Here is a 16,766-nt window from a genome sequence, read left to right on the forward strand (position 1 = left end):
GGGGGCGGCTGAGCACCCCTCCGGCCCGCTGGGTTTCAGCGCACGAAGACCTCGTCGGCGATCCAGCCCTTCGACGTCAAATACACGCCCTCGCGCAACTGCATCGTGCCTTCGCCTTCGATCACGCGCTTGACCATCGGGAACACGCGTTGCGCGTCGGCACTCCTGGCCCATGGCGCAGGATCGATCTTGTAGGTGTAGATGACCGAGGTGGCGGTCTGGCCGTTCACCTGCGCCGGCCGCTCCCAGCCCACTACCTTGTCGAGCGAAAGCGTGGCCGCGCAGAAATCGGCCGGATGCGTGACGCGCGAGGTGGCGGTCGCCACCACTTCCGGAATATGCAGATAGTACTTCTGACCGTCGGCCGTCAACTGGTACTGGCGCGCGTTCGCGCGGATCTTCTTGCTGTTCTCATCGGTGCGTTCGACCACCACGTCCTTGCCTGCGACCAGGCCGAGTTTCTCGAGTACCGGCATCTGTAACGCGTCGCGGGTACCGGCGGCCATATCGTCCGTTGTCACGTAGATCGGCCAGTCGTATTTAGCGAGGCACAGGTGGCCACGCTGGGCGAGAAAGGTGTTGATGGTGGCCGTGAAATTCTCCCGGCTGACGTCTTGGCTTTTGTCATGGCAGCCGGCGATCAGGGTCAGGGCGCTCAGGGCGAATGCGCCACAAGCAATGCGGCCGGCGGTGGAACGTCGCGTCATGGTGTTTGTTGCTCAGGTTGGATTGCTAAAGTACGAGTGAATTTTTTCGACGCACGGCCCCCGAAAGGGCAGGCCGCCCGCCTGGACCTTGGCTTTGTCAGTTCACGCAGTTGCCGCTGGCGGGCGGCGTGGCGGGCACTTGATAGCCGTCGGTCAGCGTGTTCAGGAAGCAGACCAGGTCCGCGATGTTTTGCTGCGTCAACTGTGGCGCCGAGTGGACCACGCGCGCCTGCGCACCGTCGGCCGCTGTCGTGCCGCCAGCCGCAGTCTGGCCCTGGCCCATCGGCAATTCCTCGTCGATATTGCCCTGGTACGCCACTGGCAGATCGTTGAACGACTGGGCCGTCGCACCCGAGGCGGATGTCGGGAACAGCGCGTAGGACGGGTTCTGCACAGGCTGGCCGGGGTTGCCGCCCGTGCTTGGGTACCAGTACTCCGGGTTCGTGTCGCGTGTGTTATAGAAATTCAGCACCTGCACGAGCGAGTGGAACACGCCGTTGTGAAAGAACACGGAGCGCGTCGCGACATTGCGCAGCGTCGGCACTTTGAAGCGGCCGCAATATGGATCGGGGACATTGACACCGGTGATCGAATCCGGGCCCGCGCCGCTGCTGGCTGTGCCCGGCGGATGGAGGTTGTTGAGCGGGCCGCACAGACCCATGTCGACGTACGACGCAGCGGCGTTGCTCGGGATCGGGTCGGGGTTGCCCGGGATCTGCGTGTCGTTGCGCGGCGCGCCGATCGCCTGATAGGTGAAGTCGGTCATGAGCGCGACCGAGCCGTTGAAGTTCGCTCCGGCATAGTGGCAGGCTACGCATCCGGCGCCAGTACCCGTGTCATTGAAGAGTTGGAGGCCGCGCATTTCCGCCGCTGTCAACGTGCCACCGATCTTGTTGGAGACATACAGGTCGAACTTGCTCGCGTAGGGCGCGAAGCTCGGGTCTTCCTGCTGATAGGCCTGGAGGGCGAGACCGATATCGTTGAACGTGGCGTTGGCGTCAGAGAACACGCCTGAGCCGAATGCCTGCTGGAACAGCGCCGCGTAGGACGCTTTCTGTACGGCCTGCACCACGGAGGCTGGCGACGGGTTGTTCATTTCGATCGGATTGAGCAGCGGCAGGGCCGGTTGGGTGGCAAGCGTCGCGGCGCGACCATCCAGCATGAAACCGCCGCCAGGCGCGTTCTGGGTGATGCCGTCCGGGTTCTCGGCGATGTCGTTGTAGGGCGGCGTCATGGATTTATAGCGCAATGAAGGCACGGCGCGCTGGCCCGCCTGCGACGGATCGGAGCCGAGCTGCACGGACAGGCTGTTGGGCGGCCCGTACGCGAACTGAGGGTTGTGGCAGGTGGCGCAGGCCATGTTCTTGCCGCCTGACAGATTCTGGTCGAAGAACAACTGCTGGCCGACTTGTGCAGCGACGCTAAGCGTGACCGGCGCCGGGGGCGCGACGACGCCCGATGGGCTGCCCGACGACGTCTGGGTCGAGTCGCCGCTGCCACCGCCGCCACAGGCGGCCAAAATTAGTGAGAGCGCGCAGATCGCGCCGAGGGAGAGTTTTCGCATATCGAGTCTTTGGAACCCTGACTCCAATCGCCGGGCGGTCCTGACAGGGCCGAAGGCCGCTTGGCGATGGGACGGATAGAACGGAAACTGCCAGGCCACAAAAAACGCGGCCCGGCAGGGAGATCACACTTGCCGCAGCGGGAGGCAGTGAGCCGCCTCCCGCGAGCCGCGTGCTTACTGGGCGAGTGCCCAGACGTTGGTCTGGGTTGGGTCCGGGCCCGGAGCGCGCGATGCCAGCGACGTACCCGTCACATCGACCGGGTTCAGCTTCTGCGTGTAGCCTGCCGGCGTGATGTAGGCATGGTTCATCGGACGCACGGAGTCGAAGTGCGTATCCGCGCTGGCCGCGAGTTCCGGGAGGTTCACGATGTTGCTCGCGATGAACGACTCGGTGTACTTCGCGCGAGCGAGGTACGTCTGCGGCTGGGCCGGGTCAGCGACCTGGAACATGTCCTGCAGCGTACGCACCAGCGCGAAGTGGCTGTACTCGTCGCTGTCGATCACCTTCGGGTTGGCCTGGTTCGTCGCCACACCGAAGATCGAGTTGCCGTGACCGTGGTTGCCCGCGCTGTAATCCGTCGTTGTCGTCTGCGTGAACTTGCCGTTCGCGAACGTGAGGGGTTGCTGACCGACGTTCGACGTCACCGGGTTCCAGCCACAGCACGAGGTGGAGCTGCCTTCGCCTTCGTCGAACATCACGACGATGGCCACCTTGCGTTGCTTGTTGGACCAGATCGGCGATGCCTGGATCTTCGCGACCACCTGACGTACGTAGTCATCGCCACGCTGGACGATATTCTCGCTGCCGCTGAGGCACGAAGGATCGGAGCCAGTGCCGTGCATGTCGTCGCACTGGTCGGGCATGATGAAGTTCAGGTTGCCCACGTCACCGCTCGCGAGGTCGGTGCTGAACTGGTCGGTGTTGTAGCCGGCCGGGACAGGGTACGCCGTCGCTTTCGACCAGTCGGCGGCGGAGTATTGCGTGCCGAAGATGGTGCGGTTGTCGGCGAAGAACTCAGGCAGGCTGCGCGTCTGCTGATAGGCCATGCCAGGATGGTGCTTGGTCTTGTACAGCGCACCCGGAACCTTGAAAGGCCCACCGGCGGAACCCGGACCCGTGTAGGTGTCCGATATTGCGTTATCGGCAATACTGTCGGCGCGCGGATCCTGGCCCGGGTTCATCGATTCGCTATACGAGCGCCACGTCAGGCCCGCTTGCGAAATCAGGTTGAAAATCGACGGCGCCGTGATGTTGTGGTTGGCGCTGGCGGTGACGTTGCAGGACGAACTCCCAAAGCCCGACAGGTGACTGGAGTCTTGCGGCGGCAACGCCGTAGTCGCGACGAGCGGCTGGCCGTCCGAGGCCTTGCCACCGGTGAACGCCACGTCCGTCGGCGCGGCCGAGGCGGCACAGCCCCACCAGTTGTCGTCCACGATGCCCCAGTCGTCCCCGCCGCCGAGTGCCGTGTAGTTCGGCTCGCTCGGGTTACCCGTCGAGTAATAGGTCGTGAACTGGTTGTTGGCGCTCAGGAACGCGTTGATGTTCGGAGCCTGCGTCGCACCGAGAATCCCCGGGGTGCCCGTAACCGGGGCCACGCTGTGGTTCTCGAGCATGATGATGAAGACGTTGTCGTAGCGCGGGATGCCTTCGACGTTGAACGCGGCCTGCTGGGCTTGCGCGAACGTGATGGGCGCCTGCGTCTGCGTCGGCTTCACGATCGTTGCGGCGCTTACGCCCGCGACACCGACCAGCGACGGGTCGCCGCCGGGCACGGCGAGGTTATCGGGGTACAGGTCGCCGCGGTCGAGCTTGGTCGTGGCGTAGGTGTAGCGGTTCGCGAGCTGGTTGTCTTCGAACAGCACAGCCTGCTGCTCAGGACCCGTAAGCTTGTTCACATCGCTGAGTACGTCCGCAGCCGGCACCGACACCGACGCTGCACCCAGGACCGGTGCGCTCAGGCGGTTGACCAGGTTGCTCTTCTCGGTCGCGTAGACTGTGCCGTTCGCTTCGACGAGACGCTGGACTTCGCTCGACATCGGGCTGATCACGACGTTCGTCGCACCCTGGTCGGCGATCTGCGCAGCCGAGGCGCGCAGGATCAGATGGCTTGGGGCGGCTGCACCGGTTGCCGTGTTGGTGGCCTTGGTGCTCACGTCGGCGATCAACGGGCCGCTGGCGGTGGACTGCAGCGTGAAGTGGCCGGTGCTGTCGGTTGTCGTGCTGACTTCCGATGTATCGCACTTGCCGTTGCCGTTCACGTCGACGCACACGGTGGCGCCGGCATAGTAGCCTGCCTTGAGGGTTGGATTGCCGGTCGTGCTGCCAGGCATGAAGCCGGCCGCGGCTACCACACCGCTATTGCTGACCGATGCCGGCGAATTGTTGTCGTTGCCTCCGCAGGCGGTCAGCACGCAGGCTGCCGCGATTGAGGTTAGAAGAAAACCAGTGCGACTTGTTGAAATGACCGACATATGTGGGGGTCCCCGGTTGGATGGGTGTACTAGTTTCTCGTTCCCTTACTTTTACTATTTCGTTCTCTTACTACTTTTAAATCTGGCCGAATTGGAACATCGCCAAATGAAATCTTGGGGTCAGAAACCTGAACGTTTGCTTTCGAAATGATTAGTGCGTGTAGATGTTTCACGATGAGCCGCCCCTTGGACTGGCGAAATTCGTTACCAGAAGAATGTGACAAATCGATGTTTGGATAAACCGCTGAAGTTCTCAGACACGGGTGAGGCAGCCGGTTATGATCACGCCTCAGTCGCGAATGAGAACTTAGGCAGACTTGGTCCATTGCCCCATCAACCTATCTCCCTCGCGCCGATACCCGAGCAGTAAATGTCTGCAATCCTGATCGTTGAAGACGACCCTTCAATAGCCGAACTACTGTGGCTGTATGCACAGCAAGGCGGTGGTGGGCGAGAACGCTTTTGCGCATGCGTCGGGCATTCACCAGGACGGCATGCTGAAGGCGCGCGAAACCTATGAGATCATGCGCGCCGAAGAGGTGGGGTGGGAAGCCAGCAGGCTGGTGCTCGGAAAATTGTCAGGCCGTAATGCGTTCAGGCAGCGCTTGCAGGCGCTGGCCATTCTGCCCGAACAGGAAGCGGAACTGGATCTGGCGTTCATCCGCTTCAAGGCGCTCGCCGACCAACAACCGGAGATCAGTGACCACGACCTCCGAATGTTGATGTCGACTGTCCCTTAAGCAAGAGCCTGGCCGATCTTGCCGAAGCCGATAATTGCACAGCTCATATGTTGTCCTTAGGTTTACCACGCCCTAAGGGCTCCGAATATCGAATGGAGCGCCCGGCCCGGGCGTAGCGCGTCAGAGTTGCGCCAGACCGCCGTCAACGGCGACCTCGCTGGCGGTCATGAAGCTGCTGTCCGACGACGCGAGAAAGGCGGCCACGGCCCCGATCTCCGCCGGATCGGCCATGCGCTGGAGCGGAGTCATCGCGGCGTAGATCTTCTGGCCCTCCTCACTGAGCGCTTCCTTCGCGAGTTCGGTCGCCGTCGCCCCGGGCGACAGCACGTTTACGCGGATGCCGGTGCCCTTCAGGTCCTCCGCCCAGGTCCGCGCGAGGTTGCGCACTGCCGCCTTGCTCGCGCTGTAGGCGCTCATTCCCGGGGCGCCCGTGGTGCCGGCGCTCGATCCGGTCAGGATGATCGAACCGCCTTCGCCCATCAACGGCAGCGCCTTCTGGACCGTGAAGATCGTACCCTTCACATTGGTGTCGAAAGTTTCGTCAATGTGCTCGGCGGTGATCTTGCCGAGCGGAAGCTGGCTTCCCGCGCCGGCATTCGCGAAGACGATGTCGAGGGTTCCGCGCTCGGCCTTCACCGCTGCGTAGAGTCGGTCGAGGTCGGCCTCGTCCGAGACCGAGCCCTTCACCGCGCGGGCATTGGGCCCGAGGTCGGCCACAGCGGCGTCGAGCGATTCCTGCCGGCGGCCGAAGATGAAGACAAAGGCACCCTCCTCGATGAAGCGCTTTGCTGCGGCGCGGCCGATGCCGGTAGCGCCACCGGTGATCACAGCGGTCTTTCCATTCAGTCTGGTCATGTCGTGCATCCTTCCTTGGAGTAGTACGGAAGCAGGGAACTGCTTGCTTGAGGGCAGTATGCAGTTCTGATAACCTAAGGACAAGTATGCACCTTTTGGTAACCATGAAAAATGACTGACTGTACTCAAAATCGAAACTGCGGTGGCCGCTACTCTTACGGGCTCGCCGCCACGCTCAGCATCATCTCGGGCAAGTGGAAGCCGCTGATCCTGTACTTCCTGCTCGACGGCCCGAAGCGCTACGGCGAGCTCAAGCGCAACGTCCATGGCGTCAGCGCCAAGGTGCTGATCCAGCAATTGAAGGAACTGGAGGCCGATCGCGTGCTGGCGCGGACCGACTACAAAGAGGTGCCGCCGCGCGTGGACTACGCGCTGACCCCGCTCGGCCGCAGTCTGGCCGACAAGATTGTCCCGCTGTGCACCTGGGGAACCGAGAACATGGCAGAAATGGTGAGCATTCTCGCCGAGCGCGACAGTTTGCTTTAGCAGGATGCTGAAGAACCGCCGAGTCGGGCGACCCTCCGCGTTCGTGGGAGGGCGGCAGGTCGAATTCTTCCGATCTGAAGTCGGACGGTCTCTGCTCCCTTGACCTGGACCTTATTCCCCTCGTGCTTAACATAGTCCTTTGGAGTGCGAAGCACGATTCGAAGTCGTACGTGCGGCGCAGCAAGGAGTTCGTTGCTCGATTAAGTCGAAGCCCCATGGAGGTAAGCGAAGAGGTGAAGGCGCTGGTCCGCAACGGCGGATATATGTTTCCTGAGAGCAAGGAATGAGCAAGACGGCAAGCGCCCCCTGTCACGTCGCACGAACGATATGCACGCACCACCGGCTACGAGGTGCAGCGAATAGCGGGGCCGATGTCCGAAACGGTCCTGGAAGCCGCCATTAATGCTTCACCACCCCCAGCGGCTGCTCAGGGTCGGGAGCACGCATTCGTTGACAGTGAAACCTGACATATTCGCGCTTACTCTGGACTGTCTGTCTCTGAGCTGGTGTCGACTGCCTGGGCGTCGGCCTCTACGTTCCGTGGCTCGGACAAACGTGGCGGGGCCAACGGCGCGCGCATTCGCCTCGCCCCGCAGAAAGACTGGGCGGTCAACCAGCCTGAGCAAGTGGTGAAGGTGCTGAAGGCCCTCGAAGGTATCCAGGGCGAGTTCAACCGCGCACAGTCGGACGGCAAGAAAGTTTCCCTCGCCGGCCTGATTGTCCTGGCCGGCAGCGCCGGCATCGAGCAGGCGGTGAAGTTGACGCTGACTGCACCTTACGTATCTCTGTGGATCGTGAACTGCCTTGCGATCCCCACTGGGGCAATTACACAGTGACTACAATCTTCCCGAACTGATTGTTGGCTTCGAGGTAACGGTGTGCATTGACTATTTCGTCGAGGGTGAACGTCTTGGCTATCATCGGTTTCAGAGCACTCGATGCAAGGCCAGCCGTAATGAACTCAACGGCTGCCTTTTGACGTACCGGGTCACCCATCGTATTCCAGGTTTTTATCTCAAAGCCAATGATAGTCGGTAGTTTGATCAACAGATCGAGATAGGGGATTTGCGCGGGTTCTTCGCTTAGCGCACCGTGTACAAGCAGGATTCCGCTGGTCTTCATGGCTTTCAGGAGCTTGCCGAAAATCGGTCCGCCTACTGCGTCGAACACGACACGTGCGCCGGCACCGTCAGTGATTCGCATCACCTCCGCGATCAGATCCTGCTCGTCGGTCACGACGACCGCCGCGGCGCCGGCGTCGAGCAACTGCTGACGCTTAGCCGCGGTCCGGGTCAAAGCGATAGGTATTGCGCCTACCATGTTCGCAAGCTGGATCGCGGCCAGTCCTACGCTGCTAGACGCTGCGGTGATCAGCACGACGTCACCTGCCCGAAGGTCCGCTGCCTCGATAAGGGCACCGTACACGGTGATAAACATCATCCAGATCGACGCTGCCTCTTCAAACGATAGGCTCGGCGGATGTTTCACAACCGCCGATACCGGCGCGAGCACCAACTCGCCATACATGCCGTATTGGTTTTGAGAAAATGCGGGAACAGTGTTCACTGCATCGCCCACAGCAAAACGTGTGACGTCCGGGCCGATAGCGTCGACCAATCCAGCCGCCTCATAGCCAAGCCGACCGGGAAGCTTGACCTCCTCCATATATCCGCCAGCGCGCCACATTGATTCAGCGCGGTTCAGTCCAAGCGCCTTTACGCGAATGCGCACTTCACCGGGCCCTGGCAAGGGCACCTCGATGTCTTTGAATTCGAGAACTTCTGGACCGCCGGTGGTGGCAAATTGAATGATGCGTGACATTTTTGGTCCTTCAATAAATGTTAACAAGCAGAATGAGTTATCGACACTGTCATCAATCCAACGTGCGATCTGTGGTCAAACCGGTTTTTGCTTTAACGCCGGGGCCATCGCGACAGCAAAGGGAACATCCTGCCGTTCCACGGCGGTGCTGATCACATCGTCAAGTTCGCGCATCATCTTTCCTTCAGTGATCAACCAGCGCTGGGACGTTCAACCGAATGCCAAGCCTTCGGGCGAATCTATCCAACTCCGTTCGCTCTGGGAAGGCGCCTGACAGGATATGAGTCATTCCAAAACGGGATCAATGCGAGCGACTCGGGTGTCGTTGCAATACCCTAGCCCATTCGCCTTGGCAATGTACCTATATAAAGATCATCTCAGGTTGCCTCAGTTCACATCAGGTATTCACAAGGACAGGGACGGCACGAGGGGATAGCCTGAAGTCGCTTTATCCGGTACCCGTGAAGCGGGTTGCGTCATAGGGTTGCGTCCTAGGCAGGACGCCGGATTCGCTCGCCTCGTTGCCATCCGCGATTGCACCGTGCCGATGGGGATCGCTTTTCATCCACATTTGGCACTGTGCCGGCTGATCTAGCCCGTGATTTCACTGCTGTGCGATGAGTGCCGACCTGCAGTCGTGCGGTTGACGGGGTTCGTGCTTGCAGTCCGCGCCGAAATCGGATTCTGCAAACATACCGCGCACTGGGGATTGTTGGTCCACCTCGAAGACTGCTGTCATGAATTCGCTGATTATCTTCTCCCTTCGGATCGCTAGGATTCTTCAACAGGTTCGCGGTGGGGCAAGACTCCAATCGGCCACGAGAAATCATTGCGACGGCCGTGGGTCAGAATTTCACCTACGAGTTACGGCTACCTAAAGAGCGCATCCGAGTGCATCCGGCGCACAGGTGCCGAGCGAGCTTTTGAGTTTTCAATCCGATGTGGAAAAACAATTCGGCTTCTTATTAACATCTGAAGGAATCAACATGTCACGTATTGTCCAGTTCTCAACCTACGGTGGTCCCGACGTTCTCGAATTCAAAGACATTGACGTACCTTTGCCGGGACCAGGTGAACTACGTATCCGTGTTAAGGCGCTTGGCCTGAACCGAGCTGAATCAATGTGGCGCACCGGCGAATATATTGAGGAGGTCAAACTTCCCGCCCGGATCGGGTATGAGGCAGCCGGCTTTGTGGATGCTGTCGGTCCGGGTGTGACAGGTTTTGCCGTGGGCGATGCTGTCAATACCGTTCCGGCATTCTCGCAAAATCAGTACGGCATGTACGGCGAGCTGGTCGTCGCGCCCGTGTCGGCCGTTGTGAAACATCTGCCGAGTCTGTCGTTTGAGCAGGCGGCGTCGATCTGGATGATGTTTATCACGGTGTACGGCGCCTTTATCGAGGCGGCCAAACTTCAACCGGGCGATTTCGTGCTGATCCCTGCTGCATCTAGCAGCGTCGGATTGGCCTCGATCCAGCTTGTTAACATGGTTGGTGCAACACCGATCGCCTTGACCCGGACCAAGGCTAAACGCCAGCAATTGCTCGAGGCGGGCGCGGCGGAGGTCATCGTCACTGACGAGCAGGACCTGGTCGCGGAAGTACTGCGAATTACCGACGGTGTTGGGGCACGTGTTGTATTCGATCCGGTAGGTGGGCCGAGTTTCGGCAAGCTTATCAAAGCCATGAAGACCGGTGGGATTCTGCTTGCGTATGGTGCGCTAAGTGAAGAACCTGCACAAATTTCCTATCTCGATCTGCTGATCAAACTTCCGACCATTATCGGCTATACGATCTGGAGTACCACCGGTGACCCTGTGCGTCAAAAGGCTGCCGTCGAGTTCATCAAGGCGGGCCTCACGTCGGGTGCCCTGACACCAGTGATCGACAGGACGTTCACCTTCGACGAAATAGTCGATGCACATCGTTATCTGGAAGCCAATAACCAGTTCGGGAAGATTGTAGTTACTGTGTAACGGGTGTCGTGGACCGTACTTGAGTTCGCGGTCCACGTACCCGACAACCCCGGAGAAAATGCGGGTAACGGTCTGCCCGAAAAGACACCGCGTTATAACTAAGGGTACCTATATAAGGTGGTGATGGGAACGTCGAGATCGAGTCGTTAGCGAAACCCGGTGCGCCAATTGTTCGACCGCCTTGCGTGCTGACCGGTGCATTCATATTCCGGACGAGACTGAATACACCGAACCGGCGCTAAACCGACCCAGGCTGATCGATCATCCGGCCAGATGAGTTCGCGAGGGAAGTGAACCGTCGGACGCTGTACTTGTTCGAGTCCTCAGCCTGCATCCGTTAGCTCGCCTTGAAAGCGAACCCGCGGCCTGCGACGCGCACCATCTGATCGATCCGGCTGACGAGATGCATTTCCATGCTGCTTGGCTTGGCTAGGGTCCAGAGTGCGAGATGTTCGAAGGTGCCGCGGCCCGTAAGCGACCGGGATGCTCCGGATGTCGCGGCTTACGGCCGAAGATCAGCCGTAAGCCGTCGTTGCGCAAATGCGCTTCGAATCTCGCAGAGGGTTGATTGTCGAGCTATCAATTGCAAGCCTTGTGCGCAAAAAAATGTCGAGGGTCATTGGCCCTCTGAAGCCTATTCAAAGTCGCTCGCATGTGCAAATCCATCATTCACTATTCCGCTGCCATGGCTTTGCGCGAACGACATGAATGATTCTTCCCCTTCGGGAACCGAGTCTCGATCCCATTTCATCCCGACAGTCTGTTCGCCAGCGAAATTGGAAACGGTTGTTGCGACGCCTGCGTAAGAATAATAAATCGAAAATAGTGCACGACAATTATCCTCATTACCGGGGAGAGTTGCGCTATCGGGTGTGCGCCAGAGGCCGTCGCCAGGTCTTGAAAAGCCAATCAACAAAATGTTGACATCATAAAATTGATGTTGAATTATTCGATGTCGGCACGAGTACGACCTACTCGCCTTGGCGGCAGCCAAGTGAGAACAGCGGTCTTTTCAAAAACAACAAACACGGCATGGAGGTCATATGGCGGAGAGTCGTTCGCACCTGAGAAAAGGAATAAACATCATCGACGTGGTTGCAATCGGCGTGGGATCTGCGGTCGGGGTGTCGATATTTTCGATCATGGCGCCCGCCGCCAAAGTGGCGGGCTCGGGCATGCCGGTCGCACTGCTTATCGCGGCGATTCCAATGGTCGTCTTTGCGGTTATCTATGCGTACATGGGTTCGATCATTCCGCGCTCGGGCGCGTCGTATGACTGGCCTGCGAAGTTCGTGCATCCGTACGTTGGATTCATGGTCGCGTGGCTGCGTATTCTCGGCAACACGGGTGCAATCGTGGTGTTGGCGCTGGTGATGGTCAAGTACGTATCCAAATCAGTCGTCGTACCCGAAAAGCCCACGATGCTGGCGATCATGTTTGTCTTCTACCTCGCAAACCTGTTCGGGGTGCAGCTCGCGGCGCGGGTCGAGCGCGTCCTGGTTGTGCTCAAGCTGATTGCCTTCTGCGTGTTTGTCGTCGCGGGTTTCGAAACCGTGCAGGCCATGCACTTTCGACCGATACTCGGTTTTGGATGGGGTGGCGTTGTTGCTGCGCTGCCGCTGCTGATCTCGCTGTATATGGGCATCGAAAGCGCGACAGAGGTGGGTGAGGAGATTCAGAACGGCAAGACTGCGATTGGTAAAGGTATCGCATGGGCCGTCGGGCTGAGCGGGATCGTGTACCTTGCCGTGTCGTCGGTAACACTCGGCGTGCTCGGCGCACCGGCGCTCGCCGGCAGCGACGCACCGTTGATTGACGCGGGAAGTCATTTCCTCGGCGCATTCAACAAGCCGTTGATCATCTTCGCGGCGGTCGCCTCTATCTCGACCAGCATCAACGCCATTTTTATGACATTTACCCGCTTCCTTTTCGCAATGGGACGCGACGGGGTACTGCCTCCGGCGCTCGCCAAGGTGCACCCGAAGTGGCAAACCCCTCATGTAGCCACGACTGTCGTCTTCGTATGCAGCGTTGCTGGATTGCTGCTCGGTACTAATCTGGTGTTCCTGTTCCTGGCGGTCAACATCCCGACAATGCTCAAGTACTTCAGCAACTGCTGGTCGGCGGTACGGCTCGCGAAGCACCATCCCACACTGCATGAGGAAGCGAAGTTCCGGCTCAGCAAACGCGCTGTCATGGGTTGGGGTTATACCGGTATGGCCCTCGCGCTTGCGATCATTGCCGTCGGCATTACGACCGACTGGCGACCGTATGCAATCCTGGCCGTGTGGGCGGTCGTCGGCACGGCTTATTGGCTGAGCGCACGCAGGCGGTCTATTGCAATGACGGAGCGCAGGGTATGACCATCAATACAGAAGCGCTCAAGCTGGATTTCCCCTATCTCGCCGAGCGCTGCTATCTGAATACGGCGGCGGCCGGCCTTTCCTGGGCAGGGCAGGGCGCTGCAGCGGCGCAGTTCTACGACATCGAAAAATCGCGTGGCATCAACGGGTGCCACGAATGGCGCAGTCGTCTGGAATCGGCCGAACGAAACGTGCGCGCATTGCTCGGGGGTTTCGGCGGACACATCAATTTCTTAAGCAATACTACTGAAGCACTGAACCTCGTAGCGCACAGCATCAAGTGGATCGCCGGTGACGAAATAGTGGCCCTGGCTGATGAGTTCCCATCGGTATTGCATGCGTGGCAAGGGGCACAAACCGCAGGGGCGAAGATAGTCGTGGTCGAGGCCCGTGGCGAGAGCACACGCACGGCCGCACTCTGCAACGCGATCACCGGAAAAACACGCGTGATCGCGGTGTCCCATGTGCACTGGGTAACAGGCACGGCAATCGATCTTCAGCAACTCGGCAGGAAGTGCCGCGACCATGGCGTGCTGCTTGTCGTGGACGGCATTCAGGCGATGGGCGCCATTCCCGTATCGCTGGAATTCGTCGACATCTATTGCGGAGCCGTTTTCAAGTGGTTGCTATCCGGATTCGGTCTATCGATTCTCGCGGTCAGTCAGCGGGCATTCGATCAGATGCGACCCGCCTATGTCGGCTATCCGAATCTCCCACCCGAACGAAGTCTCAACTATGGGCATGTCAACTATCCCGGTATCTACGCACTGGACGCCACGCTGGAACATCTTCAGGCCTATGGCTGGCGCGACATCCATTCGGCCGTGGCGCGCAACGCGGCACGACTCGCGGCGGGAGCCGTGCGCCTCGGCTACGCCGTCGCAGCGCCTCAGGACGCGCGTGCCGGCATTGTCAGTCTCGTCGCCGACGACGCCCGCTCATTGCGCGACGCTCTGGCGAAACGAGGCATCGACGTGGAAGAGCGTTCCGGCCTGCTCCGGTGTTCGCCGCATTTCTACAACACGGATGAAGATGTCGACCGCTTGCTAGACGCCTTGTCTGTCCTTTCGGCTTAGCCTGGATGAACACCAAGAATATGACTATTTTTCAACGTCTGAAAGAATTGCAACTGGATTTACCCGATGCACCCAAACCCGCCGCGTCGTACGTGACTGTGGTCGAGGCTTCGAACCTTATTTTTGTCTCGGGACAAGGGCCGCTCATTGGTGCGAAGCCTGTTTATACGGGACGCATCGGCGAAGCGCTTACCGAGAAGCAGGGGTACCAGGCCGCGAGGCTTTCCGCGCTGAATGCGCTGGCGGCGCTCGATGCTGAGATCGGTCTTGAGCGCGTAATGCGCATCGTAAAGCTGACCGGGTGGGTGAGCAGTGCGCCCGATTTCTACTACCAGCATAGGGTGGTCGATGGCGCCTCCGACCTCCTGATCGATCTGTTCGGTCAGGACGGCCTGCATACCCGATGCGCATTGGGCGTGCATGTTCTTCCGTTCAATATACCGGTCGAGATCGAGTTGATCGCAGCACTGAAACCAGGCGCCGCTGATTAACGCCGTCGATTGATCAGCTCGGGCTGGAACTAAAAACACGTTCGTTTAACTCTGAAGATCCACGCTATAAATATAGGAATGCAGATGAAAATATTGAAGCGTCTCACCTGTACGATGGCAATGGCGACACTCGCGGTGTCCACCACAGTGCGTGCGCAATCGAGCGTCACCCTCTATGGGGTGATCGACACCAGCCTGCGGTATACCACCAACAACAAAGGCGCAAATGGGCCGGCCGGCCAGTACGCACTGACGGAAGGCGGCATACAGGGCAGCCGCTGGGGATTCAGAGGTGCCGAAGATCTGGGGGGAGGCACGAAAGCGGTGTTCGACCTTGAAAGCGGATTTCTGCTCAACAACGGAACCTTCGACCAGCAGGGCCAATTGTTCGGGCGGCAAGCCTGGGTGGGCCTGAGCAATCCGACATATGGACGGCTGCTCGCCGGACGCATCTACGGCATTCCGTTCGGCTTGCTCAGCGATTTCGATCCGTTGGGAATTGGTAACTATCTTGAGAACGCATACCTTCCGCGGATCGTCGGTGTTCGCTACGACAACACAATCGATTATTCGATCTCTCGCGGCCCCTTCACATTGGAACTGCAGCGCGGTATGGGCGGCCAGCCAGGAAGTACGACTGTCGGCAGTACGAATGCCGCAGCGCTGAGCTACAACCGCAACGGGGTGGAAGTGGGCGGTGTTGCGCAAGAGTCCCGAGACGCAGCCGACCACAAGCTGGTAATTTTTGGCGCAGGTGGCAATTACGCGGTCGGACCGGCAACGCTGTATCTGTTGTACGTCAATGCAAAGCGCGACGCAGGCTTTGCGCCGTCGTCGACGACCGGTTCGCCATTAGCGAACACGAGCCTGTTAGGCAATGCGAACACGGTCGCCGGTGCCAACACGCAGACCGCACGCCGGACGGATTCTTACTTCTCGGCGGGTTTCGGCTATAAGGTGCGGCCCGATATCATTGCTTCGTTGGGGCTGTTTCTCGACAACGTCAGCCACGTCACCGCTGACAACGGCGGCAAGATCAGGACGGGATTTCTGGACGTCGATTATCTGCTCAGCAAGCGCACGGATGTCTATGTGGAGGTTGACCGGAACATCCTGAGTGGAGCGTCCGTCACCGACCCCAACAATCCTGTCCTTACGTTCGCGGGTCGCAGTACAAGGACGGGTGTCGGGATCGGGATGAGGACGCATTTCTAGGAGGACGTGACCCCGCGGTTTTTCGTCGGTCGTTTCACCGCCGGCCGTTTGGATCGGACCGGCGCTGCGGCTGCATCCAGGCTGTCGCCACGTGGTTGGCCGAGCTCTTCGAGGTAGTTATAGACCGTAAAACGGGTGACCGACAGCGATTGTGCGACTCGCTCGACAGCGCCCTTGATCATGAAGACACCGCGCTTCGTGAGTTCTGACACTACCTTCAATTTTTCGCTTTTGTCCATCAATGCAACCGGCACGCCAGCGCGCTGAATGGCCCCGCTCACGATATCTTCGATCAGTTCGTCGATAGTTGGACGATGCCCCGGCTCTTTCGGTTCCGGTTCGGTTTGCCGGGCAAGTAGTCTTCCCAGGCTGGCGTGAAGGAGCTGGTAGTCGGTCAGGTCGGTATTCGCGCAAACGGACGCGAAGGGCGCGCCTTTCTTATTGCGTAGCAGTACGGTCATCGATAACAATTCTCTGCCATCTTTGGTACGAGACCGGTAGCGCCCCACCGAGGTGGTGATGCCTTTCGACGGCGGCCGGGTGTTCAGCAGGAGGTCGAAGCCTTTATCGTCCACCGGTGCAGCGATAATCGGATCTCCGACTTGCCGCCCCGTCACGTGGCCGTTGACGATCGCGAACGTTGAGTGCGCCGGATTTCGCATGTCATGAAGGATCAACTCGGTATTGGCGCTGATGACTGAACTCAAGCCATCAAGCACAGAGGCCAGAATCTCCAGGAGCTTCTGCTCTTCGTCCCCGGTAGTGATCGTCTTCTCCGACATCATGAGATCAGTCAGTTTTTGTTTCAAGAATCGTTCTCGCTAAGCTGGGCTTTCCGGCAAGGTGCGCATGCCGACCGGCACGTGCAACGCGACTATCGCAGGAGATTTGCTGGACGCGGATTAAGTCCATACCAATCCGCTGACTAGTTTAGCGGCTTTTTCGAAGGCCAGGCACCGCGGAAGAAAACTCGAATCGAGGAAAATGCGATTAGTTCACT

General features: G+C 59.4%; 12 protein-coding genes and 2 pseudogenes. 8 read left to right on the top strand and 6 right to left on the bottom strand.

The genetic code is table 11. The features are described 5' to 3' along the window. Window positions 1-35: 35 nt before the first annotated feature. The 3 genes from ACSQ8V_RS35875 to ACSQ8V_RS35885 form a co-directional block, all read right to left on the bottom strand. Complete coding sequence (locus ACSQ8V_RS35875) at window positions 36-707, bottom strand: hypothetical protein (RefSeq protein WP_436208983.1); 672 nt, start codon at window positions 705-707, stop codon at window positions 36-38. A 97-nt stretch (window positions 708-804) separates the two neighbouring features. Beyond that, complete coding sequence (locus ACSQ8V_RS35880) at window positions 805-2,271, bottom strand: cytochrome-c peroxidase (protein ID WP_436208984.1); 1,467 nt, start codon at window positions 2,269-2,271, stop codon at window positions 805-807. 174 nt (window positions 2,272-2,445) lie between these two features. Beyond that, window positions 2,446-4,743: an alkaline phosphatase family protein gene (locus tag ACSQ8V_RS35885; RefSeq protein WP_436208985.1), complete on the bottom strand. Its 2,298-nt coding sequence runs from the start codon at window positions 4,741-4,743 to the stop codon at window positions 2,446-2,448. 434 nt (window positions 4,744-5,177) lie between these two features. Between ACSQ8V_RS35885 and ACSQ8V_RS35890 the strand changes: the two are divergent. Further along, window positions 5,178-5,483: pseudogene (locus ACSQ8V_RS35890) on the top strand (homocitrate synthase/isopropylmalate synthase family protein); the annotation flags it as partial. A 120-nt stretch (window positions 5,484-5,603) separates the two neighbouring features. On the opposite strand, the gene ACSQ8V_RS35895 reads toward ACSQ8V_RS35890, so the two are convergent. Next, window positions 5,604-6,338, bottom strand: a complete 735-nt coding sequence (locus ACSQ8V_RS35895) for an SDR family NAD(P)-dependent oxidoreductase (RefSeq protein WP_436208986.1) — start codon at window positions 6,336-6,338, stop codon at window positions 5,604-5,606. Between the two features lie 111 nt (window positions 6,339-6,449). Between ACSQ8V_RS35895 and ACSQ8V_RS35900 the strand changes: the two genes are divergently transcribed. Beyond that, window positions 6,450-6,824, top strand: coding sequence for a winged helix-turn-helix transcriptional regulator (locus ACSQ8V_RS35900; protein ID WP_436208987.1), 375 nt, complete (start codon window positions 6,450-6,452; stop codon window positions 6,822-6,824). Window positions 6,825-7,306: 482 nt separating this feature from the next. Continuing rightward, window positions 7,307-7,582, top strand: a pseudogene (locus tag ACSQ8V_RS35905) (peroxidase family protein); the annotation flags it as partial. Window positions 7,583-7,649: 67 nt separating this feature from the next. Here the strand turns inward: ACSQ8V_RS35905 and ACSQ8V_RS35910 are convergent. Next, a complete protein-coding gene (locus tag ACSQ8V_RS35910; RefSeq protein ID WP_436209258.1) occupies window positions 7,650-8,645 on the bottom strand; it encodes a zinc-dependent alcohol dehydrogenase family protein in 996 nt (331 codons plus the stop codon). Window positions 8,646-9,631: 986 nt separating this feature from the next. Between ACSQ8V_RS35910 and ACSQ8V_RS35915 the strand changes: the two genes are divergently transcribed. The 5 genes from ACSQ8V_RS35915 to ACSQ8V_RS35935 all read left to right on the top strand — a co-directional run bounded on the left by ACSQ8V_RS35915 (window position 9,632) and on the right by ACSQ8V_RS35935 (window position 15,766). Continuing rightward, window positions 9,632-10,621, top strand: coding sequence for a zinc-dependent alcohol dehydrogenase family protein (locus ACSQ8V_RS35915; protein ID WP_436208988.1), 990 nt, complete (start codon window positions 9,632-9,634; stop codon window positions 10,619-10,621). Window positions 10,622-11,664: 1,043 nt separating this feature from the next. After that, window positions 11,665-12,984, top strand: a complete 1,320-nt coding sequence (locus ACSQ8V_RS35920; protein ID WP_436208989.1) for an APC family permease — start codon at window positions 11,665-11,667, stop codon at window positions 12,982-12,984. Next, window positions 12,981-14,060, top strand: a complete 1,080-nt coding sequence (locus ACSQ8V_RS35925) for an aminotransferase class V-fold PLP-dependent enzyme (RefSeq protein WP_436208990.1) — start codon at window positions 12,981-12,983, stop codon at window positions 14,058-14,060. The genes ACSQ8V_RS35920 and ACSQ8V_RS35925 overlap by 4 nt, the downstream gene beginning before the upstream one ends. Before the next feature lie 5 nt (window positions 14,061-14,065). Continuing rightward, on the top strand, window positions 14,066-14,551 hold the full coding sequence (locus ACSQ8V_RS35930; protein WP_436208991.1) for a RidA family protein: 486 nt from the start codon (window positions 14,066-14,068) through the stop codon (window positions 14,549-14,551). An 84-nt stretch (window positions 14,552-14,635) separates the two neighbouring features. Then, the gene (locus ACSQ8V_RS35935; protein WP_436208992.1) at window positions 14,636-15,766 is read left to right on the top strand and encodes a porin; all 1,131 of its coding nucleotides are present in this window, start codon (window positions 14,636-14,638) and stop codon (window positions 15,764-15,766) included. Here the strand turns inward: ACSQ8V_RS35935 and ACSQ8V_RS35940 are convergent. After that, a complete protein-coding gene (locus ACSQ8V_RS35940) occupies window positions 15,763-16,575 on the bottom strand; it encodes a helix-turn-helix transcriptional regulator (RefSeq protein WP_436208993.1) in 813 nt (270 codons plus the stop codon). The genes ACSQ8V_RS35935 and ACSQ8V_RS35940 overlap by 4 nt on opposite strands. Between the last annotated feature and the right edge of the window lie 191 nt (window positions 16,576-16,766).

The organism is Caballeronia sp. LjRoot31 (genome assembly GCF_964253885.1).
In the GTDB taxonomy this organism is placed as follows: Bacteria; Pseudomonadota; Gammaproteobacteria; order Burkholderiales; family Burkholderiaceae; genus Caballeronia.